The sequence below is a fragment of the Rhodanobacter sp. G2-10 genome (assembly GCF_055809185.1).
This window is the reverse complement of the sequence record NZ_CM147900.1, coordinates 1485117-1509016: the sequence shown is the minus strand read 5'-3', so window position 1 is coordinate 1509016 and position 23900 is coordinate 1485117. Positions and strand designations below refer to the sequence as shown.

Below are 23900 nucleotides of genomic sequence, written 5' to 3'. Positions count from 1 at the left end.
TTCAATGAGCCGCGAGGCTTCTAGAAATCGATGCAACGCCCGTTCTTTTCCCAGTCACCATATCGCGTGGGATCCAGCGCCGGACGCTCCGCCGCCACCTCGTCTTTCGATGGTTCGGCAGGAACTGCGGTCACCTCCGGTTCAACGGAAGCAGGCGTGGATTCGACGGAGGTCAAGGTATCGGACATGGCATTTGGTAGCCGATAGAGGTTAATACTTGCGGCCATGCAGCACAACCATGGACAGGCGGCTGCATCCGCTGCTGTCAACCACTTGTGCACACGAAAGAACACCCCAATCTTGGAGCAGCATGCACCAGTCCCCGAACGCTGAAACCCTGCTGCTTGAAGGCCCCGATGCCGGGGCGTTCGCGCACGCCCAATTCAGCAGCGCAGTCGACACACTTGTCGTCGGCCAATGGCAGTTCAGTGCCTGGCTGGACGCCAAAGGCCGCGTGCGCAACTTCTTCCACCTCGCCAGACTCGAGCAGGAGCGCTATCTGCTGTTGCTGCGTGGAGGTGACGCTGCGGCCATGGCCGAAGCACTGCGCCGTTTCGTCTTCCGCTCCAAGCTCGATGTCACGCCACTACCCACGCGTGCACTGACGACCGGCACCGCGCAACCGATGCATGTCGTGACGGAGAACGGCGATGTGTTCTCGCTTGGCTGCGGCAATCACAGCCTCGACATCGCCGCGCAATCGGACTCGGACCATGCGTGGCGGCTGTTGCAACTTCGCAACGGCTGGCCGTGGTTGCCGACATCGGCATTGGATACATTGCTTCCGGCCGCATTGTCGCTGCAACGACTGCATGCGGTAGCGGTCGACAAGGGTTGCTATCCCGGTCAGGAAATCGTTGCCCGCCTGCATTTTCGCGGTGGAAACAAGCAGCACCTGTACCGCGGCACGTTGTCGCAGCTGCTGCCTGCCGGCGAGATGCTGCATATCGATGGGCAAGAAGTCGGCCGCGTGCTGGACGTGGTCGCCAGTGGCGATCACATCGAAGCGCTGGTGATGTTGAGCGAACCCCGGGTATCGCAGGATGCCGTGGAGGTCATGCGCACTTTCGACAACCACACGACCATGCAAATCCAGACATCCTGGCCAGCTTGAGTCCTGCCTGTTGATCCAATTGGTTTGATCGCGGCACTTGTCAACACACCATGAGTAGAAGTTAAACTTCGGTTACACGGCACTTGCCAGTGGTCGATTCCGCCACTAGCATGCCGCCGATCGAATATCGCGACATCCGGAACACGGGGTGTCGATTGACGCGACGAACCGGAAGAATCCGTATCGGCGCGACCCGGCAGCAACAACGTCGGATGAAACATCGCCTCGTCACCAACGAGCGCGAAGCAGCAGGAGCCCATGAAAGCCGACATGGCTTCTCCGCTCCCTGCATCATCTTAGTTCACACCGGCTCCGCACAGCCGCATGAATCGCCACAATCCCGTGGCAAAGCGTCATGACCACAAGTTTCGGTCTTGACGGAAGATCCAGGTGGAACGGCCTGCCCGCCCGTCCACCGCAACGGCGCCCGAAGCTGCAATCTGCTTCGCGCGTACAGCACGTTGGAGGCAGAACATGAAACTTTCCCTGCTGTTGTGGCTGACGACACTGATGCCCCAGCCCGTGGCCGACCAGGCTTGTCTGGCCACGACGGTCTACCTTGAAGCACGCAGCCAGCCCACGATCGGTCAGCTTGCGGTAGCCGAGGTGGCATTGCGCCGTCGAGACCGCGGTCACTACGGCAACACGGTGTGCAAGGTGGTCACCGCACCGCACCAGTTCGCTACAACCACCACGTCCGGCTCGTTCGAGATAAGCAACTTCAACGCGTTCGTCAAGGCATGGGATCTTGCCGGCCGTTCGATCCACAACTGGCAGCTTCCACCCGCCGAGCGTCGCATGGTCGTACCGCACGCGGATCACTTCGCCACCACGACCATCTCGCCATCGTGGTCACACAATCGGCCCAGCGTGACGATAGGAGATCACTCCTTCTACGCCGTGAACTGACCTCCGGCTCCATGGTGCCCGCAGAAAGAAAAAGGCCATCTTTCGATGGCCTTTTCTTTTGGACGTCCAGACGTCCACAACCAAACCATGGCATCAACGCGGATAGACGTGGTCGCCGCGCACCTCGACATAATCACCGCGGCGCAAGCCCGGGTTCTCGCGTTGGGTAACCGTTGCGTATCGACCATCGTCCAGTCGCACCACAATACGCCATGCAGGCACATCGCCGTCATTTCGCTTGCCAACCTGGTTGCCGACGACGCCGCCGGCCACGGCTCCGGCCACGGTGGCCGCCTTGCGGCCGTCACCCTTGCCGACCTGGTTGCCGAGCACGCCGCCAGCCACCGCGCCGATAATGGCGCCCAGCGTTCCGCCGTGGCCGCTGCCGCCCTGGATATAGACCTGCTGCACTTCCTGCACGACGCCGCAAGTATTGCAGCGCACAGGTTGGTTGGAGTAACCCGACGGCTGGCCCCGGTAATAGCCACTATTGCCGTAGGGCTGGGTGGCGCACCCGGCAAGGGCGAGGCCCGCCGTCATTGTCATCGCGAGGGCAATCTTTCCGGTCAATGGGTTCATCGGGTTCTCCTGTGGCTTGAATGGGCTCAGTGAGCGTCGGAAACGGACACCACGCCTTCCTGCACCTCTACGCGATCACCGGGGTCGTGATCCATGCGCACGGTACGTGTAACGCCGTTGTATACGTAGCGAACGTCGTAGCCGACGAGTTTGGTACTCGTGTTGTCGACGGTACTGCACTTGCGCTCGACAGATGTCGTCACCTGCGCCTTCTGGTGGTGCGCCTCGATGCGGTTGCCGGCGTAGCCACCGCCTACCGCACCCGCTACGGTCGCGAGTTTCTTGCCATCGCCGCCGCCAATCTGATTTCCGACCAGACCACCAACTACCGCACCAATCGCCGTACCCGCAATCCGGTGCTTGTCCTTCGGGGGTTCGGTGTGGGTGACGGTCTCATCGTGGCAAACCTGCTTGGGATTGTTGACCGTCTTGCGCACCGGATCGACGCTGACCACCTTGGCATATTTCACGCCGGCATCAGCCGTCCCGTCTGCACTCCCTGCGTCCGCGCTGCGATTGCACGCCGAGACACCCGTCACCAAAGCCGCAGCGATAGCCGTTTTCAGTACATTGGTCATCAATCTGTTCATCACCACGATCTCCTCTGTTTGGATGCAGCGTAATGTCCGGAATGTGCATTGGACGTAATCGTCTGCACCACCATTGAACCGACACGCAACTGAATCGCAGCTAGCTCGACTTCACTACGTTGTTTTCACGAAACTTTCGCGCATTCGGACGCGCCCCATGGAAACCCGCATGCACCATCTCGTCGACAGCCACGTCCATCTCGACCTGCAAGCCTTTGACGTTGATCGCAGCAAGGTCATCAAGCGCGCCCGCGATGCCGGCATCGCGCACATGGTCGTACCGGCGGTCGATGTCGACAGTTGGCCACGCATCTCGAAACTGTCCTCGGGCCAGCCCGACGTCCATCCGGCCTATGGCCTGCACCCAGTTTTCCTGGACCGTCATGAGCCGGCGCACCTCGATCGACTTGAAGCATGGTTGCGCGACAACCCGGCCGTCGCCGTGGGCGAGATCGGATTGGACTTCCACCAGACCGGACTGGATCGCGAGCTGCAACGCTTCTACTTCACCACGCAGTTGCAATTGGCGCAGGAACGGAAACTGCCGGTAATCGTGCACGCGCGGCAGGCACTCGAGGAAGTCAGCCTCACGCTGCGTCAGTGGAAGGGGCTGCGCGGCGTGGTGCACAGCTTTTCGGGAAGCGCGCAACAGGCCAGGCGGCTGTGGGACATCGGCTTCCATCTCGGCATCGGCGGTCCGGTCACGTACGAACGTGCGCAGCGCCTGCGCCGCATCGTGGCCACGATGCCCATCGAGTTCCTGCTGCTGGAAAGCGATGCACCGGACCAACCCGACGCCGCCCATCGCGGCCAGCGCAACGAACCCGCGCGAATCACCGAAGTGCTGCGCTGTGTGGCCACGCTGCGCGGCGAATCCGAAGACCATGTCGCCGAAGCAACCACCCGCAACGCACGGCGCTTGTTCGGCATCGACCGAGATCGTTGACGAGCAGGCACTTGCAGGCATATTTGCACGTCTGATATTTTAATTCACTGGTGAAATATGAATCAGTGAAATGGCCGACTTGGCAAACTGCATCGCGATGATGGACGAGGGGATAGGCCGGGTCGACCAGATCATCCCGCAGCTGCCCGCGCCGGAAGCACGCTTGTGCCGTTTGATGCTGATGCTAGGCAGCACTATCGAACGGGAGCTGGAGTTCAAGCTCAAGCCGAACAAGCTCAACCACAGCGAATTCCTGACCCTGATGATCCTCTACAGCCGTCCGGATGGAAGCTCCACTCCGGGCGAACTTTGCGAGTATGCGACCCAGGGCGCCACCAACATGACGCGCATTGCCAACGCCCTGCTCAAGCGCGGTCTGATCAATCGCAGCGCCAGCCAGGAGGATCGCCGCCGGGTGCTGATCCGAATCACGCCCACCGGCCGGCGATTCGTGCAGAAGATGCTGCCGCCGATGTTCCCGCAGCTGGGTTCCATGTTTTCCGGCTTCAGCGACACCGACAAACGCCAGCTTGACCGGCTGCTGCGCAAACTCGCCGGCAACCTGGACCGCCTGAGCGAACACCGCCTCTCATGAAGGACTCCGAGATGAAGCCTGCCCCGCTACGCGGTCGCGCGCTGTTTGTCGCCGTGACCGCACTGATCCTGGCCGCTTGCGCACACGCGCCCGCCAAACTGGATCGACCCACGGCGCTGCGCGACGACGTGCCACTCGCCGGGCTGCAGGCTCCTGTCCGCGCCGGCTGGCCAGCCGCGCAATGGTGGCGTCAGTATCACGACCCGCAGCTGGATGAGCTGATGGATCGGGCGATGCAGCAGTCACCGGATCTGGCACTGGCCCAGAGTCGCGTGAGCAACGCCGAGCAGTCGGCTAGGCTGGCGGCGGCACAACTGGGGCTGTCCGTGAACGGGAGCGCACAGGTGGCCCGCCAGCGCCTGAGCGATCACGGCCTCATTCCAAGCCAGTTCCTTGGCTTCAGCTGGTACAACCAGGCCGATCTCGGCGCGCAACTGCAGTACGACTTCGACTGGTGGGGCAAGAAGCGCGCCACGATGGAGGCCGCGCTCGATCAGGCGCATGCCGCCGAAGCGCAGCGCAGCGCTGCGGCCCTGGCACTGCAGTACGCCGTGGCTGATACGTACTTCGGTTGGCAGGCTGACCAGGCACGCCTGCAACTCGCCGAGGAGATGGTCACCACCCAGCGGCAATTCGTACACATCGCCGATTTGCGGGCACGGCAAGGCGTCGACTTGCCGGACGAGGCACAGAAGGCGCGCGCGCGCCTCGCCGCGGCACGCGAAATGCGCGTAGCGCTGGACGGCTCGGCAAAGATTCGTCGCGTCTCGCTCGCGTCGCTGCTGGGACTCGCCCCGGATCAGCTACCCGAGCTCAAGCGGCAATCGCTGCCCGCGGTGGACAGCGGCATTCCCGCCAACGCACGCCTGGACCTGATCGCCCGTCGCCCCGACATCGCTGCCAGCCGCTGGCAGGTCGAGGCTGCGCTGCGCAAGACCGACGCCGCGCGCGCGCAGTTCTTTCCGGATTTCAGCATCAGCGCCATGGCCGGTCTGTCCAGCATCGACCTGGACAAGCTGCTCACCACCGGCAGTCGTGTGTTTTCCCTGACCCCCGCCCTGCACCTGCCGATCTTCAACGCCGGCTCGCTCGAGGCGAACTACGGCGTAAGCAAAGCACAACTCGATGCTGCCGTGGCCCAATACAACAGCACCGTGCTGACCGCTGCACGCGAAGTGGCCACTCAGGCCCTGGGGGCACAGCAATTGGCAGCGCGTCGTCACGAGCAACAGGCGCAACTGGACGCCGACCAGCAGCTGCTGGCCAGCGCGCAGGCACGCATGAAACAGGGTGTGCGCGACGCCCGCGAGAGCCTTGCCGCAAGGGCGCAATGGCTGCAGCAACGCGATGCGGCAACTCAGCTGCGCGCGCAGGCGCTCAGCACGGACCTGTCCCTGATCAAGGCTCTGGGCGGTGGCTACCAGGCCACCAAGCAAGCCGACACGAATCCCACTTCACCTGGTACCGCCGGAGCCGCTGACCATGAGCGCCACTGAAACCGACACGTCTTCCGTCGATAACGAAAGCGGCATGGCCGCCAGGGATCCAGCCAAGCGTCGGCGCGCCCTGCTCATCGTCGCCGGCGTTTTCATCCTCGCTGGCGTGGCCTGGTTCCTGCTCTGGCTCTTCGTGTTCTCCACCCGCGTGGTCACCGACAACGCCTATGTCGGCGGCAATCAGGTGGCGATCTCGGCCCAGGTCCCGGGCACGGTGGTGGCGATTCTGGCCGACGACACGCAACGGGTGGAGGCGGGCCAGGTGCTGGTGCGACTGGATCCGACCGACGCCAACGTGCGTCTGGAGCAGGCGCGGAGCGCGCTGGCCCAGGCCGTGCGCGGGGTGCGCCAGCAAACCAGTTCGGCCTCAAGCGCCGATGCGCAGGTAGCGACCGCCCGGCTTGCCCTGCAGAAGAGCGAAGCCGACCTGAAGCGTCGCCTGCCGCTGCTGGCCGCACATGCAGAGTCTCCCGAAATCGTGCAGCACCTGCGCGACGGCGTCGCCCAGGCACGCTCGGCACTGGCGGCCGCCGAAGCCCAGGCGGCCGCGGCACACGCCGCGATCGACGGCACCCAGGTAGGGCGGAATCCGGCCGTGATGCAAGCGCGTGCCAACTTCCGCGCCGCCTGGATCGCCGCGCAGCGCAACGCGATCTACGCACCGGTATCCGGCTATGTCGCCCAGCGCAGCGTGCAACTGGGCAACAGCGTGCAGCCGGGCCAGCAGCTGATGACCGTGGTACCCCTGCACAATCTGTGGATCGACGCCAATTTCAAGGAAAGCCAACTGCGCCACATCCGCATCGGCCAGCCGGCGAAGATCGTGTCGGACGTGTATGGCGACGACGCCGAGTTCCACGGCAAGGTGATCGGCCTGGGCGCGGGCACCGGCAGCGTGTTTTCGCTGCTGCCGGCGCAGAACGCCACCGGCAACTGGATCAAGGTGGTACAGCGCGTGCCGGTACGCATTTCGCTGGACAACAAGGAGCTGGACAAGCATCCGCTGCGGATCGGACTGTCCACCGAGGTCACCGTCGACATCACTGACGACAAGGGCTCGGTACTCGCCGAGGCGCCGGCCCGGCAGCCAGTAGCACGGACTGACGTGTACCAGCAGATGACCGGCAAGGCCGACGCGGAGGCCGAGCAGATCATTCGCGCCAACCTCCCGCAAGACGCCCAGTGAGTCGAGCCTGAAGCCGATGGCCGCCACCCCCGACGACGCCAACCCCCTGAAGCCGCTGCAAGGCGGCGCCCTGGTCCTGCTGACCATCGCGGTGGCTTTCAGCACCTTCATGGAGGTGCTGGACATGACCATCGTCAATGTCTCGGTGCCCCACATCGCCGGCAGCCTCGGCGTGAGCCCCAGCGAAGGCACCTGGACGATCAGTTCGTATGCGCTGGCCAGCGCCATCATGCAGCCACTCACCGGCTGGCTGGCGCGGCGCTTCGGCGAAGTGCGCACGTTCATCACCTCGGTGTCGCTTTTCGTGGTGTTCTCGATGCTGTGCGGCATGGCCACCAGCATGCCCGCCCTGGTGATCTTCCGCCTGTTGCAGGGCGCCGGTTCCGGCCCGATGGTGGCGCTGTCGCTGGCCCTGCTGCTGTCGAGCTACCCCAAGGCGAAACAGGGCATGGCGCTGGCATTGTGGGCGATGACCGTGGTGGTGGCACCGATCTTCGGGCCGATCCTGGGTGGCTGGCTGACCGACAATTTCTCCTGGCCGTGGATCTTCTACATCAACGTGCCGGTGGGCGCGTTGGCTGCGGCCATCACCTGGGTATTGCTGCGCAAGCGCGAGACCAGGACCTACAAGTCGCCGATCGACGTGATCGGCCTGACCTTGCTGGTGATCGGGGTCGGGGCGCTCCAGTTCATGCTCGACAACGGCAATGACAACGACTGGTTTGCCTCGCCAACGATCCTTGCCCTGGGCATCATCGCCCTGGTCTGCCTGACCTTCCTGATCGTGTGGGAACTGCACGCAAAACATCCTGTAGTCGAACTGTCCCTGTTCAAGCGGCGCAATTTCACGGTGGCGGTGGTGGCATTGTCACTGGGCATGATGGCGTTTTTCGGCATCAACGTCGTATTCCCGTTGTGGCTGCAGATCGATCTTGGTTACACCGCCACCTGGGCCGGCCTGGCCAGCGCACCGGTGGGCGTGCTGGCATTCCTGATGGCGCCCGTGATCGGCGCCAACATCCAGCGACTGGAATTGCGTGCGGTGGTGACGTTTGCCTTCATCGTGTTTGCCGGCACCTCATACTGGTTTTCCCTGTTCGACAGTTCGGCGTCGTTCGGCACCCTGATCCTGCCGCGCTTCGTGATGGGTGTCGGCATCGCCTGCTTCTTCATTCCCTTGAACCAGATGTACCTTTCCGGACTGGACGCGGACCAGGTCGCCAGCGCCTCGGGCCTGGCCAACTTCTGCCGCACGCTGGCCTCGAGCATTTCGACCGCGGCCACGGTGACCTTGTGGCAGCACCGCGGCGAGTACCACCATGCGGTGCTGACCGAACACATCACCCCGGCCGCTCCGGCGGCCACCGGCTTTCTGCAGCAATTGCGCCATGGCGGTTTCTCCTCGCAGCAGGGACTGGGGCTGGTCGATCAATTGATCACCCGCGAGGCGCTGACCTTGTCGGTGAACGACGTCTACCTGGTATGCGCCGTGCTGTTCGTCGCGATGATCCCGATGCTGTGGCTGGCGCGGCCGCCATTCGGCAATGCAGGGGGCGCCGTCGGGCACTGAATGACGCAAAATGCTGCACCCTCGCGCTGCAACATGAATGCGGCATGGTGACTGGTGCGGCGCAATATTCTCTGCTAGCTTGTGTCGCATGGCACAAACCAAACGCATCATCAAGAAGTATCCGAACCGTCGTCTGTATGACACGGAAATCTCCAGTTACATCACGCTGGAGGAAGTTCGCCAGTTGGTGCTGGACAACGAGAATTTCGAAGTCCGCGACGCCAAAAGTGGTGAAGACCTGACCCGTTCGGTACTGCTGCAGATCATCTCCGAGCACGAGGACAAGGGGCAGCCGATGCTGTCGCCACAGCTGCTCAGTCAGATCATCCGCTTCTACGGCGATTCGCTGCAGGGCTTCATGGGGCCTTATCTGGAGCGCAGCCTGCAGGTATTCCTCGACCAGCAGACACAGTTCCGCAGCCAGCTCAACAACCTCATGGGGCAAACCCCCTGGAACACGCTGAACGACCTGACCGAGCGCAACATGGCCGCGTTCCAGGCCATGCAGCGCGGCTTGATGGACACCGCCGCCAAGGTCGTGCCGACGCCGCCGCCCGCCGGCAAGCGCGACGGCAAGAAATCCGGCTGAGTTCCGCCCGGCACGGTGACGCCCATCGGGCGTCACGGCAAACCCCCTTCCCGACCACTGCAGCACAACATGTGCTGCCTTGCGGCATGAACCGTCCCGAAGACCGATCTCAATGAACCAGACAAACCCTCAAAAACGCATTGCCATCGTCACCGGCGGCATCGGCGGGCTGGGCACGGCGATCTGCCGGCACTTGGGCCAGGCCGGTCGCCAGGTGATCGCGGTGGATCTTGCCGCGCGCGCCGATCGCATCGAAGCGTTCCGTCACGAGCTTGCCGATCTTGGCGACGCCGTTGCCTTCGAGCCAGCCGACGTCAGTGACTTCGACAGTTGCCAGCAACTTGCGGCGCGCATCGAGAAGCAATACGGCAGCATCGACATCCTGGTCAACGCCGCCGGCATCACCCGCGACGCCAGCCTGCGCAAGATGACGCCGCAGCAATGGCACGAACTGATGCACGTCAATCTCGACGGCGTGTTCAACCTGTGCCGCAACGTGATCGAAGGCATGACCGCGCGCGGTTTCGGTCGCATCGTCAACATCAGCTCGGTGAACGGCCAGACCGGCCAGTTCGGGCAGACCAACTATTCCGCTGCCAAGGCCGGCGTCCATGGCTTCACCATGGCGCTGGCGCGCGAGACCGCGCGCAAGGGCATTACCGTCAACACCGTCTCGCCCGGTTACTGCGACACGCCGATGGTCGCTGCCGTGTCCGAAGAAATCCGTGCGCAGATCATCGCCGGCATCCCGGTCGGCCGGCTGGGCTCACCCGCCGACATCGCCCGGGCCGTCGCCTTCCTCGCCGCCGACGACGCCGGCTACATCACCGGTGCCAACCTGCCGGTGAACGGCGGCTATTTCATGAGCTTCTGAACAGGCCTCGGGAGCATCGGCATCAGCGAGGACGGCCACCGAAAAGTGCGGGGACCAGGATGCCGGCCAGCAGGCCGAAACTGCAGCCCAGGCTGATCGACATCGCCATCTCACCGGTGATCGATCCAATCGCCGCACCGGCGGCGACACCCAGGCTGCCCCCGATGACCAGGTGGCGTTCGTTGCCGTCGCGGCGGGCGGCTTCACGTTTCTTGTCAGACATGTCCGTTTTCCTCCAGCCGGGGCTTGCCGGCGTAAACCTCGAAATCGATGTCCTCGAAACGCACGCTGTGCAGCATGAAGCCGATGAACAAGGCGACGATCATCTGGAAGTACAGGCTCATGGCGGGCGCATCCAGGTCATGCAGGTTGAGCGCGTCGCCGGCACTCTGCCAGATGAAGAACACACTCAAGGCGCAGCTCAGCAGCAATAACGAAGTCAGTTGCGCCCGGATCTGGCGAACGCGATCCTTGCCCGCCTGGTAGGGATTGAGCTTGCGTCCGTACAGTTGGCACAGGCCGACGGCCACCAGCGCAAGGTTGCTCACCACGATGACCAGCGCTTTCTGCACGGCACGGCTGCTCAAGGCCGCACTGAAGTCATGCGCCAGCAACTCGAAGCCGATCACGCCAGCCAACAGTGCCAGCGCCAACGCCAGCAGACCGGGCGACAGATACTCCCGCAGGCGACGTCGCCGCAACTCGGCCTTGCGGGTGGTGTCGGTGTTGGCCTGGCGCATCAATCGGAACTGGCGAAAGCCAAGCAGCTCGATGACCAGTAGCGGCAGGAACTGGATCACGCCATACAAGGCGGGCCAGAATTCCGAAATACGCCCATCATCGGCAAAACTGCCACCATCCACGGCGAACGCGCAATACAACAGCACAAAGCCAAGCGCGAAGACCACCCGGCTACTCCATTGAAACAAGGTCCGACCGGCATCGTAGGATTCGATCGAGCGGGGGTACAGCCTGGGGTAGCGCTCGGGCGGATACTCCGTGCGGAGACGGTCCACGCGGGCGAGGATAATTCTGGGCAGCCAGTACGAACTGGCAAAAATCTGTCCCAGACTCCCGGCCACTGCCCTTTTCCACCCTGCTGGAATCAAGCTAGGCTGCGCCCTTTCGGGGAGGCGCATGGGCAACGACAACAACCGACAGCCGCGCACGTTTTTCGGCCAGCCGATGGCGCTGGCCTACCTCAGCTTCACCGAGGCGTGGGAGCGTTTCTCCTACTACGGCATGACCTCGATCCTGGTGCTGTACATGAGCCAGGCCTTGCTGATGCCGGGTCATGTCGAGGGCATCGTCGGTTTCGCCAGCTTCCGCGCCGGGCTGGAATCGGTGTTCGGACCGATGACCACACTGGCGCTGGCCTCGCAGATCATGGGGCTGTACACCGGCCTGGTGTATTTCACGCCGGTGCTGGGTGGCTGGATCGCGGATCGCCTGATCGGCCGCCGCGTGGCGGTGATGCTCGGCGCGGTGCTGATGAGCGCCGGCCACGTGGCGATGGCGTTCGATGCCTCGTTCCTGCTCGCCTTGCTGCTGCTGATCACCGGCAGCGGCCTGCTCAAGGGGAATATTTCCACCCAGGTCGGCGAGCTTTACGCCGAATCCGACGGCGAGGGGCGCACCCGCGCGTTCGCCATCTTCTCCGTGGGCATCAATGTCGGCGCCGTGCTCGGGCCGTTGCTGGTCGGTCTGCTGGCGCAGCTGTATGGCTGGCACGCGGGCTTCGGCCTGGCCGGCGCGCTGATGCTGATCGGCCTGGCCACCTACATTGCCGGGTTCCGCTACCTGCCACGCGATCGCCTCCGCAGCGAACCCGCACGCGTGAAGGCGCCGCTGGATCGTCGCCAATGGCGCATGGTCGGGGCGCTGGCGGTGGTCTCGGCGATCACCATCTTCCAGAGCATCGCCTATCTCCAGAACACCAACTTGGCGCTGGTCTGGATCAACCGCAGCGTCGATCTGAACCTGCTGGGTTTCCACGTACCGGTGGCCTGGTTCAACTCGATCGATCCGCTGGCCAGCATCCTGGGCGTACCGCTGCTGCTGGCGCTGTGGCGATTCCAGGCGGCACGTGGGCGCGAGCCGGACGACTTCGGCAAGATCGGCACCGGCGCGTTCCTGGCGGCGGCAGCGAACCTGGTGCTGGTGGCCGCATGCATCGCCGGCGCACGCGTCTCGGCGCTGGCGCCACTGCTGTACGACATCATTCTCGGCATCGCCTTCCTGTACTACTGGCCGACCCTGCTCGCGCTGGTGTCACGCGCGGCACCGGCGCGGGTGAAGGCGACGCTGATGGGCGCGGTGTTCCTTACCTTGTTCGTCAGCAACACCATCATCGGTCGGCTCGGCGGCCTGTACGAGCACATGACGCCGGCCGCGTTCTGGGCCATGCACGCCAGCATCGCGGCGGTCGGCGGTGTGCTGGCTTTCGGGCTGCGACGTCCACTGAAGCGGGCACTGGAAATCGACTGAATCCCAGAAGCGAGGGCAAGCTCGCTTCCTCCACACGGCAGGCGCCATCGCCGGGATTGCAGTCTGGCGCCGCTTGCGGAACAGTGGGCGGGTTTTCCAAATGGTTGGCAACATGGCGCAACAACCCATCACCCTCGTCGGCGGCGGCCTGGTCGGCGCACTGCTGGCGGTGCAACTGGCCCGCCGTGGATTCACGGTCGAGATATACGAAAAGCGGCCGGACCCCCGACGCGCCGGATTCCTCGGTGGTCGATCCATCAACCTGGCCCTGGCCGAACGCGGTCTGCAGGCGCTGCGCATGGCCGGACTCGCCGACGAGGTAATCCAGAGTGCTGTGATGATGCGTGGACGCATGGTGCATGATCGCGCCGGCAACAGCGGCCTGCAGCGCTACGGCATCGACGACAGCGAAGTGATCTGGTCGGTCTCGCGCGGCGCGTTGAACATCCTGCTATTGAACGCGGCCGAGAAGGCTGGTGTGCGGCTGCATTTCGGGGAATCGCTGGTTGCCGTGGATTTTGATCGGCAACGCATTCGCGTGGCCGATGCCGAGGGTACCGAACGTGAAGTCCCGGCAGGCCTGCTGATCGGCGCGGACGGCGCCGGCTCCGCGCTGCGCGCCGCGATGAACCAGCATGCGCCGCTGGGCGAGCGGGTCGAACCGCTGGGCCACGGCTACAAGGAACTGGAGATTCCGCCGGCGCATGAACTGGCTGCCGCCCTGCAACAGCTCGGCGGCGGTCGCGACCAGTACGCGCTGGAACCACATGCGCTGCACATCTGGCCGCGCGGCGGTTACATGTGCATAGCCTTGCCGAACACCGAAGGCAGCTTCACCGTGACCTTGTTCCTCCCCGCGCAGGGCGCGGCACCCAGTTTCGCCACCCTGCCCCACTCGGCGGCGGCGGCAGCCTTCTTCAGCGAGCAGTTTCCGGGCCTGCTGTCGCTGCTGCCGCGTTTTGCCGAGGATTTCGACCACAATCCGGTGGGCACCTTGTCCACCCTGTATCTCGACCGCTGGCATCTGGATGGCCGCGCGCTGCTGGTCGGCGACGCCGCGCACGCGATCGTGCCATTCCACGGCCAGGGCATGAATTGCGGCTTCGAGGACACGGTGGTGCTGGCCGACCTGCTCTCGGCCACACCGGACGACAGCGCGGCGGTGTTCGCCGAATTCCAGCGCGTTCGCCAGCCGGATGCCGATGCGATCGCGCAGATGGCGCTGGAGAATTACATCGAAATGCGCGATTCGGTCGCCGACCCGCATTACCTGGCCAAGCGCGAACTCGGCGCCATGCTGGCGGCGCGCATCCCCGGGCATTACATGGCACGCTACCGCCTGGTCACCTTCACCCACGTCCCTTACGCCTACGCGCTGCAACGCGGACGCGCGCAGGACGCCCTGCTGGAGCAGCTGCTGCGCGAAACGCCGCAAGTGGCCGACGTCGATCTCGACGCCGCCGTGCAACGGTTCCAGACCCACCTGCCACCGCTGCCGGAGCTGCGCCATGGATGAATTTCTGCTTGAGGCGTTTCGCGCCACGGCCTACCACGTGTGCGTGGATACCGTGACCTGGGGGATCATCCGCGTCGACCTGCCACTGCCAGCCCAGCTGGTGCCTGCGGTGGGTTCGCGCCCGTGGGCTTTCATCACGGCGTGGAACCCGCAGGCTTCCAAGCGACCCGACGCGGAAAATCTCGCCGCGCAACGCGAGCTGCTGAGTGCCTTGCAGAGCCACGCCGACGTTGCCGTGTATGCGGCCATCGGGGTCGGCGACAGCGGCTGGGCCGAACCCAGCCTGTTCGTGGTCGGCGCCGATACGTCGGTGATGGATGGGTTGGCCGCACAACATCGCCAGCTGGCCTACGTGCACGGCCAGGCCGACGGCGCCGCCGTGCTGCGTGAAGTGAAATAACCCGGCCAGCGGCAGCACGCCGCATGGACAAGCGCCACCGGCATTGCGGACAATCATGGGGATGACCGCCGCCCACGCCGACGTGCCCCTGCTTGAAGCGCGGGCCTTGAGCTTCCATCGCCAGGACGAACCGGTGTTCGCGCCGCTGGATTTCCAGCTGCATGCGGGCGAGCTGGCCTTGGTGGAAGGCGACAACGGCAGTGGCAAGACCACCCTCCTGCGCATGCTGGCCGGCCTGCTGCATGTCGGTGCCGGCAGCTTGCACTGGCGCGGTGCGCCGCTGCAGCGCGACGCCTGCGCCGGCGAGATCCTGTTCCTGGGCCACCAGCTGGGCCTCAAGGCCGACCTCAGTCCGCGCGAGAACTTGCGCGTCGCCGCCGGCCTGCATGGCAGTCGCGAGGATGTGACCGCTGCCGGCGTACTGGCCGGGATCGGCCTGCGTGGCTACGAAGATGAACCGGTGCGCCGGTTGTCGGCGGGGCAGAAGAAACGCGCCGCGCTGGCCCGCCTGCAGCTGTTGCCGGCCACCTTGTGGCTGCTTGACGAGCCCTATGCCAACCTCGATCGGCGCGGCATTGCCCAGGTCAACGCCTTGGTCGAAACACATACCAGCCAAGGCGGCGCGGCCCTGGTCACCAGCCACGGCAGCGTGAGCTTCCACGGCGGCGAGCCGCGCCATATCCGGATGCACGCATGAGCGGGCCGTCACTGTCCGGCGCCTGCCTGGCCGTGTTGCAGCGCGACCTGGTGCTGGCCTGGCGCCGGCGCAGCGACATCGCGATGCCGGTGCTGTACTCGCTGATCGTGACCATGCTGTTCCCGTTCGCGCTGGGGCCGGAAGACACGTTGCTGCAGCGGATCGCCGGCGGCGTGATCCTGGTCACCGTGTTGCTGGCCATGCTGCTGGCGCTGGATGCGATGTTCGCCAGCGATATCGAGGACGGCTCGCTGGAACAGCTGATGCTGGCACCGCAGCCGCTGGCGCTGATGCTGGCCATGAAGATCCTCGCCCACTGGCTCACCACCGCGCTGCCGCTGATCGTGATCGCGCCGCTGCTGGCGGCGATGCTGCACCTGCCCGCCGCGGTGATTCCGGTGCTGCTGCTGGGGTTGCTGCTGGTGACGCCGCTGATCAGCCTGTTCGGCGCGGTACTGGTCGCGCTGACGGCCGGCACCCGCCGCTCTGGTATGCTTCTCGCTTTGATGCTGCTGCCCTTGTGCGTTCCTGCGCTTATTTTTGCCGCCGGCGCGGTGGCAGCCGCCCAGCAGGGCCTGCCCTGGCTTGCACCGATCAGCTGGCTTGCCGCCGTCCTGGTGCTGGCCGTGGTGCTGGCACCACTGGCTTGTGCCGCCGCCCTTCGTATTGCCCTGGATTCGTGATCCCCTACGTTTATGGCTAACTGGATCCCACTCTGGTTGCACCGGCTGAGCTCGCCGCCAACCTTCTACCGTTTCGCCGGCACCCTGCGACCGTGGGCGATGGCACTGGCCATCGTGCTGGGCATCGTCGGCCTGTATGGCGGCCTCGTGCTGGCGCCCGCCGATTACCAGCAGGGTGACGCCTACCGCATCATCTTCATCCATGTGCCCAGCGCCTGGATGAGCATGTTCATCTACGCCGTGATGGGCGTGTCGGCCTTCATCGCGCTAGTGTGGCGGATCAAGCTGGCCGAGGTGGTGGCGATGCAATCGGCGCCGATCGGCGCGGCCTTCACCTTCATCACCCTGGTCACCGGATCGCTGTGGGGCAAGCCGATGTGGGGCACCTGGTGGACCTGGGACGCGCGGCTGACTTCCGAACTGGTGCTGCTGTTCCTGTACCTGGGCGTGCTCGGCCTGTATCACGCGTTCGAAGACCGACGCCAGGGCGCGCGCGCCGCCGGTTTCCTGGCCATCATCGGCATCATCAACGTGCCGATCGTGCACTTCTCGGTCAACTGGTGGAATACCTTGCACCAGGGCAGCACGGTCAACGTCTTCGGTCAATCCAAGATGGCCTGGGACATGCTGTGGCCGCTGCTGACGATGACCCTGGCCACCAAGTTCTATTACGCCGCCAGCCTGTTCCGGCGCGCGCAGACCGACCTGCTGGATCTGGAAAGCGGCAAGGACTGGGTGCGCAAGATCGCCCAGAGCGAGGCTGCACGATGAACGCGCTGCAAACCTTTTTCGCGATGGGTGGCTACGCGGCCTACGTGTGGCCTGCCTACGCGCTGTTCTTCATCGTGCTGCTCGCCGACACCGTGGCTCCCCGCCTGCGCCGTCGTCGCGTCCTTGCTGAACTTCGTGCCCGCCTGGCGCGTCAGAGTGCACGTCAGGAGCGCGATACCTCCCCCATTCCACCCTCCGCCTGATTGTCGGCGGCCGACTGCCATGCCCATGAATCCCACTCGCAAACGCCGGCTCATCATCGTCCTGCTGATTCTCGCCGCCGCCACCGTGGCCACCGTACTGGCCGTGGTCGCGCTGCAGAACAACATGAACTACCTGCTCACCCCGAGCCAGGTGCAATCCGGTCAGGCCAGCGACTACAAGACCTTCCGCCTCGGCGGCATGGTCAAGGCCGGCTCGATCCAGCGCAGCAGCGATTCGCTCAAGGTCACCTTCACCGTGGTCGACGCCGGCGGCGCGATGCCGGTCGAGTACACCGGCATCCTGCCCGACCTGTTCCGCGACAACCAGTCGGTGATCGCCACCGGCCACATGGACGGCGCCCGCTTTGTCGCCACCGAAGTGCTGGCCAAGCATGATGAAACCTACATGCCGAAGGAGCTCAAGGACGCGATGGCCAAGGCGCATGAGAACAAGAAGATCGAGGACTCCGCGAACGGGGCATCGGCCACGGGAGGTCGCAATCCATGAACATGCGTATCGCTGCACACCCGCCTAGCCACGTCTGCGCCTCTGCCACCCGCCCCCGCGAATCCCTGATCCCCAACCCCCAATCCCGGCTCCGCCCATGATCCCCGAACTCGGCCAACTCGCCCTGATCCTTGCCCTGCTGCTGGCGCTGGCGCAGGGTGTGCTGCCGTTGATCGGCGCGTGGCGCGGCAATCGTGCGCTGATGGCGGTTGCCCGTCCGGCGGCCACCGGCCAGGCGGTGTTCGTGGCGTTTGCGTTCGGCATTCTGGTGTGGGCCTTCCTGCACTTCGACTTCTCGGTGCAGTACGTGGCCGACAACTCGAACCTGGAGTTGCCGTGGTACTACCGCATCGCCGCGGTGTGGGGCGCGCACGAGGGCTCGCTGCTGTTGTGGATCCTGATCCTCAACGTGTGGACGGTGGCACTGGTCGCGTTCAGCCAGAAGCTTCCTGAAGTATTCGGCGCGCGCGTGCTGGCCGTGATGGGACTGATCGCGGTGGGTTTTCTCGCCTTCATCGTGTTCACCTCCGATCCGTTCGGCCGACTGCTGCCGATGCCGGGTGACGGCGCCGACCTGAATCCGGTGCTGCAGGACCCGGGCATGGCCTTCCATCCGCCGGTGCTGTACACCGGCTACGTGGGCTTTTCGGTGGCGTTCGCCTTCGCCATCGCCGGCCTGCTCGGCGGCGAGCTGGAGCAGGCCTGGGTGCGCTGGGCGCGGCCCTGGACCAACGTGGCGTGGGCTTTCCTCACCATGGGTATCGTCGCCGGCAGCTGGTGGGCATATGCGGAACTGGGCTGGGGCGGCTGGTGGTTCTGGGATCCGGTGGAAAACGCCAGCTTCATGCCGTGGCTGGTCGGACTGGCCCTGATCCACTCCCAGGCCATTACCGAGAAGCGCGGTTCGCTGCGCGCGTGGACGATTCTGCTGTCGATCTTCGCCTTCTCGCTGAGCCTGCTCGGCACCTTCTTGGTGCGCTCGGGCGTGCTCACCTCGGTGCATGCGTTCGCCTCGGACCCGCGTCGCGGCGTGTTCATCCTGGCCTTCCTCACCATCGTGGTCGGCGGCTCGTTGCTGCTGTATGCGCTGCGCGCACCCAAGGTCGCCGGCGGCAAACCGTTCAAGCTGCTGTCACGCGAGACGGTGCTGCTGATCGGCAACCTGATGTTCGCGGTGGCCGCGGCGATGGTGCTGCTGGGCACGCTGTTCCCGCTGATCGGCGACGCGCTGAACCTGGGCCGGATCTCGGTCGGGCCGCCCTACTTCGGCTTCCTGTTCCCGCTGCTGATGGTGCCGGTGGTGCTGCTGATGCCGTTCGGGCCGTTCCTGCGCTGGGGCAAGGGCGAATCACCGCTGCTCAAGCAGGTGCTGATGCGTGCCGGTATTGCGGCGGCGGCCTGCGCGATCGTGGCGGCGTTCTTCGTCGACGGCAAATTGAAGGCGATCGTCGGTGTGGCTTCGCTGGTGTGGCTCGGCGTCGGTGTGCTGCTGTACGCCTACATGCGCTGGCGCGACATGCCGCGTGGCCGGCGCTACCCGGGTGAGATGGCTGGCATGCTGCTCGCCCATTTCGGCGTGGGCGTGTTCATCGCGGGCGTACTGCTGTCCGAGTCGTTGAGCGTGACCAGCGACGTGCGCATGGCGCCGGGGCAAACCCAGCACATTGGCAGCTACGATTTTCGTTTCGACGGCGTGCATCGCACCACCGGCCCCAACTGGAAGGCCGACCAAGGCGTGATCACGGTCACTCAAGCCGGCAAGCAAGTGGCCGTCCTGCACCCGCAGAAACGCACCTACCCGCGTGGTCAGGTGCAGACCGAGTCGGCGGTCGACGCCGGCATCTTCCGCGACCTGTACGTGGCGCTGGGCGAGCCGATGGATGCCGGCAACATCGAGGGCGCGTGGGCACTGCGGCTTTACTACAAACCCTTCGTCCGCTGGATCTGGGGTGGCGGCCTGCTGATGATGCTGGGTGGTTTCACCTGCGCCGCCGACAAGCGTTTCCGCCTCAAGCGGACCGCTGCCGTGCGCGCTGACCTGCAGCCACAGGAAGCGGGCGCATGAATCGCCTGTTGCCGTTCATCGGTTTCATGCTGCTGGTGGGCCTGTTCGGCTTCGGCATCTGGTGGAACACCAAACATGATCCGAACGCGATCCCCACGCCGCTGCTGAACAAGCCCGCGCCCGCGTTCAACCTGCCCAAGCTCTACGAACCCGAGCAGAAGGTGAGCAAGGCCGACCTGCTGGGCCAGCCCTACCTGCTGAACGTATTCGCCAGCTGGTGCATCGAGTGCGGCGTGGAGCACCCCGTGCTGACGGCCGCTGCGCCGACGCTCGGCGTGAAGCTGATCGGCTACAACTACAAGGATGCGCCGACTGACGCCAAGGCCTGGCTGGCCGCGCACGGCAGCCCTTACGCCCTGCTGATCGCCGACGAATCCGGCCAGACCGCGATCGACTTCGGCGTGTACGGCGCACCGGAGAGCTTCCTGATCGATGCCAGGGGCGTGATCCGCTTCAAGCACATCGGCCCGATCACCCCGGACGTGCTGGCCACCAAGCTGAAGCCGGCGATCGCCGCGATGCTGAAGGAGAAGCCGTGATGCGGGGAATTGCAACGACGCCACCCGCGAGCGGGCTCCTGCGCCTGATCTTCGTGGCGCTGCTGGTATTCGGGGCCTTTGCCCACGCGCAGGCGATCGAGCCGATGCCGTTCACCAGCCACGCGCAGGAGCTTCGCTTCCAGCACCTCACCCGGCAGTTGCGTTGCCCGATGTGCCAGAACGAAACCCTGGCCGATTCCAACGCGCCGATTGCGCGCGACCTGCGCAACCAGATCTTCAAGCTGATGCAGCAAGGCAAGAGCGACGAGGAAATCAAGCAGTATCTGGTCGCGCGCTATTCCGACTACATCCTGTACGACCCACCGCTGAAGCCGGGCACCATGCTGCTCTGGTTCGGCCCGCTGCTGATCCTGCTCGGCGGTGCCGGCGTGGTGCTGGTGGCCATCCGCAAGCGCAAGCGCGAAGGCGTTGAGACAACGACAGTCGGCGACAGCGTCGACAACGGGGAAGATTGGTGAAGATCGCTTTTATCGTGGTCGCCGCGCTGATGGTGGCGCTGGCCCTGGCTGCCTTGCTGGTGCCCCTGGTGCGCGAAGGGCGCCGCACCGGCCACAGCCGAGGCGTGTTCGTGCTCAGCCTGGGTATCGCCCTTGTCCTGCCGTTGGGCGCCGGCGTGCTGTATTTGACGGTAGGTACGCCGGCGGCACTCAACGGCGTGTCTGCACAGCAGCAGGCGCAGATCAGCCTGCCGCAAGCCATTGCCGAACTGCGCAACCATCTGGCGCAACAGCCCGACGACCAGCAGGGCTGGATGCTGCTGGCGCAAACCAGCACGATGCTGCACAAGCCTTCCGATGCGCGTGATGCCTACGAGCACGTGCTGAAACTCGACCCCAACAACGCCGAGGCGATGGTGGGTTGGGCCGAAAGTGATTCGATGCAGCGCGACGACCACATGATCGAAGGCCGCGCCCGCGACCTGCTCCAGCGCGCGGCACGGCTGCACCCGGACAACCAGCGCGCCTTGTGGCTGCTCGGCATCAGCGACTTCCAGCGTGGCGATTACCGCACCGCGGCAGCCACCTGGCGACTGCTGCAACCGCAACTCGAACCAGGCTCCAAGGTCGCCAAATCCGTGGCCGAACAGATTGCGGTGGCCGATGCCCGCGCCGGCGGCGCGCCCGCCAACGCCTCCAGCTCTGCAGCAGCGCCGGCGCCGCAGGGCGCCTCGCTCCAGGTGGAAGTCACCCTGGCCCCCAAGCTCAAGAACCAGTTGGCCAAGCGCGATGTGCTCTATGTCTACGCGCGCGCCCCGGATGGCCCGCCGATGCCGCTGGCCGTGGCCCGGGTCGATCCCGTCGAGCTCCCCGCCACGGTCACCCTGAGTGACGCGATGGCGATGACGCCGGCGCTCAAACTCTCCAGCGTCCCGCAGGTCTTCGTCGGCGCAAGAATCAGCCACGACGGCCAGCCGACGGCCCAGCCCGGCGACCTCGAAGGCGACGCCGGCGTCATTGCGCTCGAGCGCAAGACGCCAGTGAAAATCACCATCGACAAGGTGCATTGACGATGGGCGACGCCCGCCGCTACTTGCCGTTGCCTTCCCCGTTTGCGATGAAACGCGGCGGCGCACTGAACGGCGCCCATGTTGCCTACGAGACCTGGGGCAGCCTGAACGCCGCACGCGACAACGCCGTGCTGGTACTCACGGGCCTGTCACCCAGCGCGCACATGACCTCGTGCGAGGAAGACCCCAGCCCGGGCTGGTGGCAGGAAATGGCCGGCCCCGGCAAGGCGATCGATACGGATCGCTGGTTCGCCATCTGCGTGAATTCGCTGGGCAGCGACAAGGGCTCCACCGGCCCGGCCTCGATCGACCCGGCCACCGGCGAGCCGTACCGGCTGAGCTTTCCGCCACTGGCCCTGGAAGACGTCGCCAACGCAGCCCACGCCGTGGTCGACAGCCTCGGCATCGAGTGCCTGGCCTGCCTCATCGGCTGCTCGATGGGCGGCATGAGCGCACTGGCCTACATGCTGCTGCACCCCGGCAGCGTGCGGGCGCACATCAGCGTGGACACCGCACCGCAGGCGCAACCGTTCGCGATCGCGATCCGGTCGCTGCAACGCGAGGCCATTCGTCTCGACCAGCATTGGAACGAGGGCGTCTACGACGACGAGAACTATCCCGAGATCGGCATGAGCATCGCGCGCAAGCTCGGCGTGATCACCTATCGCTCGGCGATGGAATGGAACGGCCGCTTCGCCCGCATCCGGCTCGATCCGGAACAGCGCGAAGACGAACCGTTCGGCCTGGAGTTCCAGGTCGAGTCCTATCTCGAAGGCCACGCCCGCCGTTTCGTGCGCAATTTCGACCCCAACTGCTACCTGTACCTGTCACGCGCCAGCGACTGGTTCGACATGGCCGAATACGGTCACGGCAACGTGCACGAGGGGCTCAAGCGCATCCAGATCGAACAGGCGATGGTGATCGGCGTCAGTACCGACATCCTGTTTCCCCTGCAGCAGCAGGAACAGATCGCCGAAGGCCTGGAAGCCGCCGGCGCCCGGGTGGAATTCGTGGCACTGGATTCGCCCCAGGGCCACGACGCGTTCCTGGTCGACATCGAGAACTACAGCCCCGCCATCGGCGGCTTCCTGAAACAGGCTGACAGCCGGGTAGGCAACGCGCTGCTAAGCTAGAGCGCTACCCGCACCCACCGAGACCGCCATGCTTACCCTGGATTTCCCCGGCAGCCGCACCCTGATCGACGCGATCGATGCCGCCGTGGTCAAACCCACCACGCACGAGCTCACCGACAGCCTGCGCAACAGCCTGTGCCAGCTGATCCGCGACAAGGCTGTCACCCTGCCCGCCTGCGTGTTCGAAGCCAATCCGGAACACTACGCCCGCCGCGAGCTGTACCGCAGCGAGAAGCATGGCTACTGCGTGGTGGCGATGACGTGGGGCCCCGGCCAGGGCACGCCGATCCACGACCACGACGGCATGTGGTGCGTCGAGGGCGTGTGGAACGGCGCGCTGGAAATCGTGCAATACGAGCTGGTGGAACACCACGAGCGACGCTACTGCTTCCAGCCCGTCGGCTCGATCCAGGCTGGCGCCGGCTCCGCCGGCAGCCTGATCCCGCCGCACGAATACCACAGCATCCGCAACCCCAGCGACAACGCCGTCACCGTCAGCCTGCACATCTACTCCGGCCCGATGATGCGCTGCTCGGTATTCCAGCCGCTGCCCGAAGACCGCTGGTACGACCGCGACGTGCGTCAATTGGGTCTCGACCGCGTCCACTGAACCCGGCATAATGCCCGACTCACACATGCCGGTGTGGCGGAATGGTAGACGCGGCGGACTCAAAATCCGCTTGTGGTGACACAGTGGAGGTTCGAGTCCTCTCACCGGTACCAATGATCAAGGCCGCTTTTGCGGCCTTTGTTTTGTTCCGCAGACTCTGTGTCGCGGCTGAGCCTGCCCCGGGTTCGACCTCGATCCGGCCAGGTTTGCGCGTCGCACATGGGGCGGCGTGCAGCATCCGGGCCAGGTCATGCCGCACGCAATCGCGGCCTCCACTGCATGGCATACGCCACCCGCTGCGCTCCCGCAGGA

The 23900-nt window shown here is 65.0% G+C and carries 28 protein-coding genes and 1 tRNA gene; 24 read left to right on the top strand and 5 right to left on the bottom strand.

The window, feature by feature from the left end; all coding sequences use genetic code 11:
• Window positions 1-20: 20 nt before the first annotated feature.
• Window positions 21-227, bottom strand: coding sequence for a DUF1674 domain-containing protein (locus tag AC0L58_RS06925; RefSeq protein ID WP_473687978.1), 207 nt, complete (start codon window positions 225-227; stop codon window positions 21-23).
• A gap of 83 nt (window positions 228-310) precedes the next feature.
• On the opposite strand from AC0L58_RS06925, the gene ygfZ reads away from it, so the two are divergent.
• Together ygfZ and AC0L58_RS06915 are read left to right on the top strand one after the other, a co-directional pair.
• Window positions 311-1114: a CAF17-like 4Fe-4S cluster assembly/insertion protein YgfZ gene (ygfZ, locus tag AC0L58_RS06920; RefSeq protein ID WP_473687976.1), complete on the top strand. Its 804-nt coding sequence runs from the start codon at window positions 311-313 to the stop codon at window positions 1112-1114.
• A 474-nt stretch (window positions 1115-1588) separates the two neighbouring features.
• Window positions 1589-2023, top strand: coding sequence for a cell wall hydrolase (locus AC0L58_RS06915; protein ID WP_473687974.1), 435 nt, complete (start codon window positions 1589-1591; stop codon window positions 2021-2023).
• 93 nt (window positions 2024-2116) lie between these two features.
• Here the strand turns inward: AC0L58_RS06915 and AC0L58_RS06910 are convergent, their stop codons facing one another.
• Window positions 2117-2602 carry an outer membrane lipoprotein gene (locus tag AC0L58_RS06910; protein WP_473687972.1) on the bottom strand — a complete coding sequence of 162 codons (486 nt, stop codon included), beginning with the start codon at window positions 2600-2602 and terminating at the stop codon, window positions 2117-2119.
• A 26-nt stretch (window positions 2603-2628) separates the two neighbouring features.
• Complete coding sequence (locus AC0L58_RS06905; RefSeq protein ID WP_473687970.1) at window positions 2629-3192, bottom strand: glycine zipper 2TM domain-containing protein; 564 nt, start codon at window positions 3190-3192, stop codon at window positions 2629-2631.
• 169 nt (window positions 3193-3361) lie between these two features.
• On the opposite strand from AC0L58_RS06905, the gene AC0L58_RS06900 reads away from it, so the two are divergent.
• From AC0L58_RS06900 to phbB, 7 genes are all read left to right on the top strand, one after another.
• Entirely contained in the window at window positions 3362-4138 is a 777-nt protein-coding gene (locus AC0L58_RS06900) for a TatD family hydrolase (protein ID WP_473687968.1), read from the top strand.
• 70 nt (window positions 4139-4208) lie between these two features.
• Window positions 4209-4733, top strand: a complete 525-nt coding sequence (locus tag AC0L58_RS06895) for a MarR family winged helix-turn-helix transcriptional regulator (protein ID WP_473687967.1) — start codon at window positions 4209-4211, stop codon at window positions 4731-4733.
• Window positions 4734-4744: 11 nt separating this feature from the next.
• Complete coding sequence (locus AC0L58_RS06890) at window positions 4745-6229, top strand: efflux transporter outer membrane subunit (protein WP_473687965.1); 1485 nt, start codon at window positions 4745-4747, stop codon at window positions 6227-6229.
• Complete coding sequence (locus tag AC0L58_RS06885; RefSeq protein WP_473687963.1) at window positions 6216-7415, top strand: EmrA/EmrK family multidrug efflux transporter periplasmic adaptor subunit; 1200 nt, start codon at window positions 6216-6218, stop codon at window positions 7413-7415. The genes AC0L58_RS06890 and AC0L58_RS06885 overlap by 14 nt, the downstream gene beginning before the upstream one ends.
• A gap of 16 nt (window positions 7416-7431) precedes the next feature.
• Window positions 7432-8985 carry a DHA2 family efflux MFS transporter permease subunit gene (locus AC0L58_RS06880; protein WP_473687961.1) on the top strand — a complete coding sequence of 518 codons (1554 nt, stop codon included), beginning with the start codon at window positions 7432-7434 and terminating at the stop codon, window positions 8983-8985.
• An 88-nt stretch (window positions 8986-9073) separates the two neighbouring features.
• The gene (gene phaR, locus AC0L58_RS06875) at window positions 9074-9574 is read left to right on the top strand and encodes a polyhydroxyalkanoate synthesis repressor PhaR (protein ID WP_473687959.1); all 501 of its coding nucleotides are present in this window, start codon (window positions 9074-9076) and stop codon (window positions 9572-9574) included.
• A gap of 112 nt (window positions 9575-9686) precedes the next feature.
• Window positions 9687-10448: an acetoacetyl-CoA reductase gene (gene phbB / locus AC0L58_RS06870; RefSeq protein WP_473687957.1), complete on the top strand. Its 762-nt coding sequence runs from the start codon at window positions 9687-9689 to the stop codon at window positions 10446-10448.
• A 22-nt stretch (window positions 10449-10470) separates the two neighbouring features.
• Here the strand turns inward: phbB and AC0L58_RS06865 are convergent, their stop codons facing one another.
• Window positions 10471-10671: a hypothetical protein gene (locus AC0L58_RS06865; protein WP_473687955.1), complete on the bottom strand. Its 201-nt coding sequence runs from the start codon at window positions 10669-10671 to the stop codon at window positions 10471-10473.
• The gene (locus AC0L58_RS06860) at window positions 10664-11356 is read right to left on the bottom strand and encodes a hypothetical protein (RefSeq protein WP_473687953.1); all 693 of its coding nucleotides are present in this window, start codon (window positions 11354-11356) and stop codon (window positions 10664-10666) included. Before AC0L58_RS06860 ends, AC0L58_RS06865 begins: the two co-directional genes overlap by 8 nt.
• Before the next feature lie 229 nt (window positions 11357-11585).
• On the opposite strand from AC0L58_RS06860, the gene AC0L58_RS06855 reads away from it, so the two are divergent.
• The 15 genes from AC0L58_RS06855 to AC0L58_RS06785 all read left to right on the top strand — a co-directional run bounded on the left by AC0L58_RS06855 (window position 11586) and on the right by AC0L58_RS06785 (window position 23701).
• Window positions 11586-12935, top strand: coding sequence for a peptide MFS transporter (locus AC0L58_RS06855; protein ID WP_473687952.1), 1350 nt, complete (start codon window positions 11586-11588; stop codon window positions 12933-12935).
• A gap of 112 nt (window positions 12936-13047) precedes the next feature.
• Entirely contained in the window at window positions 13048-14451 is a 1404-nt protein-coding gene (locus tag AC0L58_RS06850; RefSeq protein WP_473687950.1) for an FAD-dependent oxidoreductase, read from the top strand.
• Complete coding sequence (locus tag AC0L58_RS06845; protein ID WP_473687948.1) at window positions 14444-14851, top strand: DUF3293 domain-containing protein; 408 nt, start codon at window positions 14444-14446, stop codon at window positions 14849-14851. Before AC0L58_RS06850 ends, AC0L58_RS06845 begins: the two co-directional genes overlap by 8 nt.
• Window positions 14852-14912: 61 nt before the next feature.
• Window positions 14913-15548: a cytochrome c biogenesis heme-transporting ATPase CcmA gene (gene ccmA / locus AC0L58_RS06840; RefSeq protein WP_473687946.1), complete on the top strand. Its 636-nt coding sequence runs from the start codon at window positions 14913-14915 to the stop codon at window positions 15546-15548.
• Entirely contained in the window at window positions 15545-16231 is a 687-nt protein-coding gene (gene ccmB, locus AC0L58_RS06835) for a heme exporter protein CcmB (RefSeq protein ID WP_473687944.1), read from the top strand. The genes ccmA and ccmB overlap by 4 nt, the downstream gene beginning before the upstream one ends.
• Window positions 16232-16243: 12 nt before the next feature.
• Complete coding sequence (locus tag AC0L58_RS06830; protein WP_473687942.1) at window positions 16244-17002, top strand: heme ABC transporter permease; 759 nt, start codon at window positions 16244-16246, stop codon at window positions 17000-17002.
• 5 nt (window positions 17003-17007) lie between these two features.
• Window positions 17008-17205, top strand: coding sequence for a heme exporter protein CcmD (ccmD, locus tag AC0L58_RS06825; RefSeq protein WP_473688622.1), 198 nt, complete (start codon window positions 17008-17010; stop codon window positions 17203-17205).
• 25 nt (window positions 17206-17230) lie between these two features.
• Entirely contained in the window at window positions 17231-17713 is a 483-nt protein-coding gene (gene ccmE / locus AC0L58_RS06820) for a cytochrome c maturation protein CcmE (RefSeq protein ID WP_473687940.1), read from the top strand.
• Window positions 17714-17810: 97 nt separating this feature from the next.
• Window positions 17811-19778, top strand: a complete 1968-nt coding sequence (locus tag AC0L58_RS06815) for a heme lyase CcmF/NrfE family subunit (RefSeq protein WP_473687938.1) — start codon at window positions 17811-17813, stop codon at window positions 19776-19778.
• The gene (locus AC0L58_RS06810; RefSeq protein WP_473687936.1) at window positions 19775-20317 is read left to right on the top strand and encodes a DsbE family thiol:disulfide interchange protein; all 543 of its coding nucleotides are present in this window, start codon (window positions 19775-19777) and stop codon (window positions 20315-20317) included. Before AC0L58_RS06815 ends, AC0L58_RS06810 begins: the two co-directional genes overlap by 4 nt.
• The gene (locus AC0L58_RS06805; RefSeq protein WP_473687934.1) at window positions 20317-20796 is read left to right on the top strand and encodes a cytochrome c-type biogenesis protein; all 480 of its coding nucleotides are present in this window, start codon (window positions 20317-20319) and stop codon (window positions 20794-20796) included. Before AC0L58_RS06810 ends, AC0L58_RS06805 begins: the two co-directional genes overlap by 1 nt.
• Window positions 20793-21845, top strand: coding sequence for a tetratricopeptide repeat protein (locus AC0L58_RS06800; protein WP_473687932.1), 1053 nt, complete (start codon window positions 20793-20795; stop codon window positions 21843-21845). Before AC0L58_RS06805 ends, AC0L58_RS06800 begins: the two co-directional genes overlap by 4 nt.
• 2 nt (window positions 21846-21847) lie before the next feature.
• Window positions 21848-22978 (top strand): homoserine O-acetyltransferase MetX, encoded by a 1131-nt coding sequence (metX, locus tag AC0L58_RS06795; protein ID WP_473687930.1) that lies wholly within the window; start codon window positions 21848-21850, stop codon window positions 22976-22978.
• A gap of 28 nt (window positions 22979-23006) precedes the next feature.
• On the top strand, window positions 23007-23588 hold the full coding sequence (locus AC0L58_RS06790; RefSeq protein ID WP_473687928.1) for a cysteine dioxygenase family protein: 582 nt from the start codon (window positions 23007-23009) through the stop codon (window positions 23586-23588).
• Window positions 23589-23615: 27 nt separating this feature from the next.
• Window positions 23616-23701 (top strand) — tRNA-Leu (locus AC0L58_RS06785).
• Window positions 23702-23900: the final 199 nt, after the last annotated feature.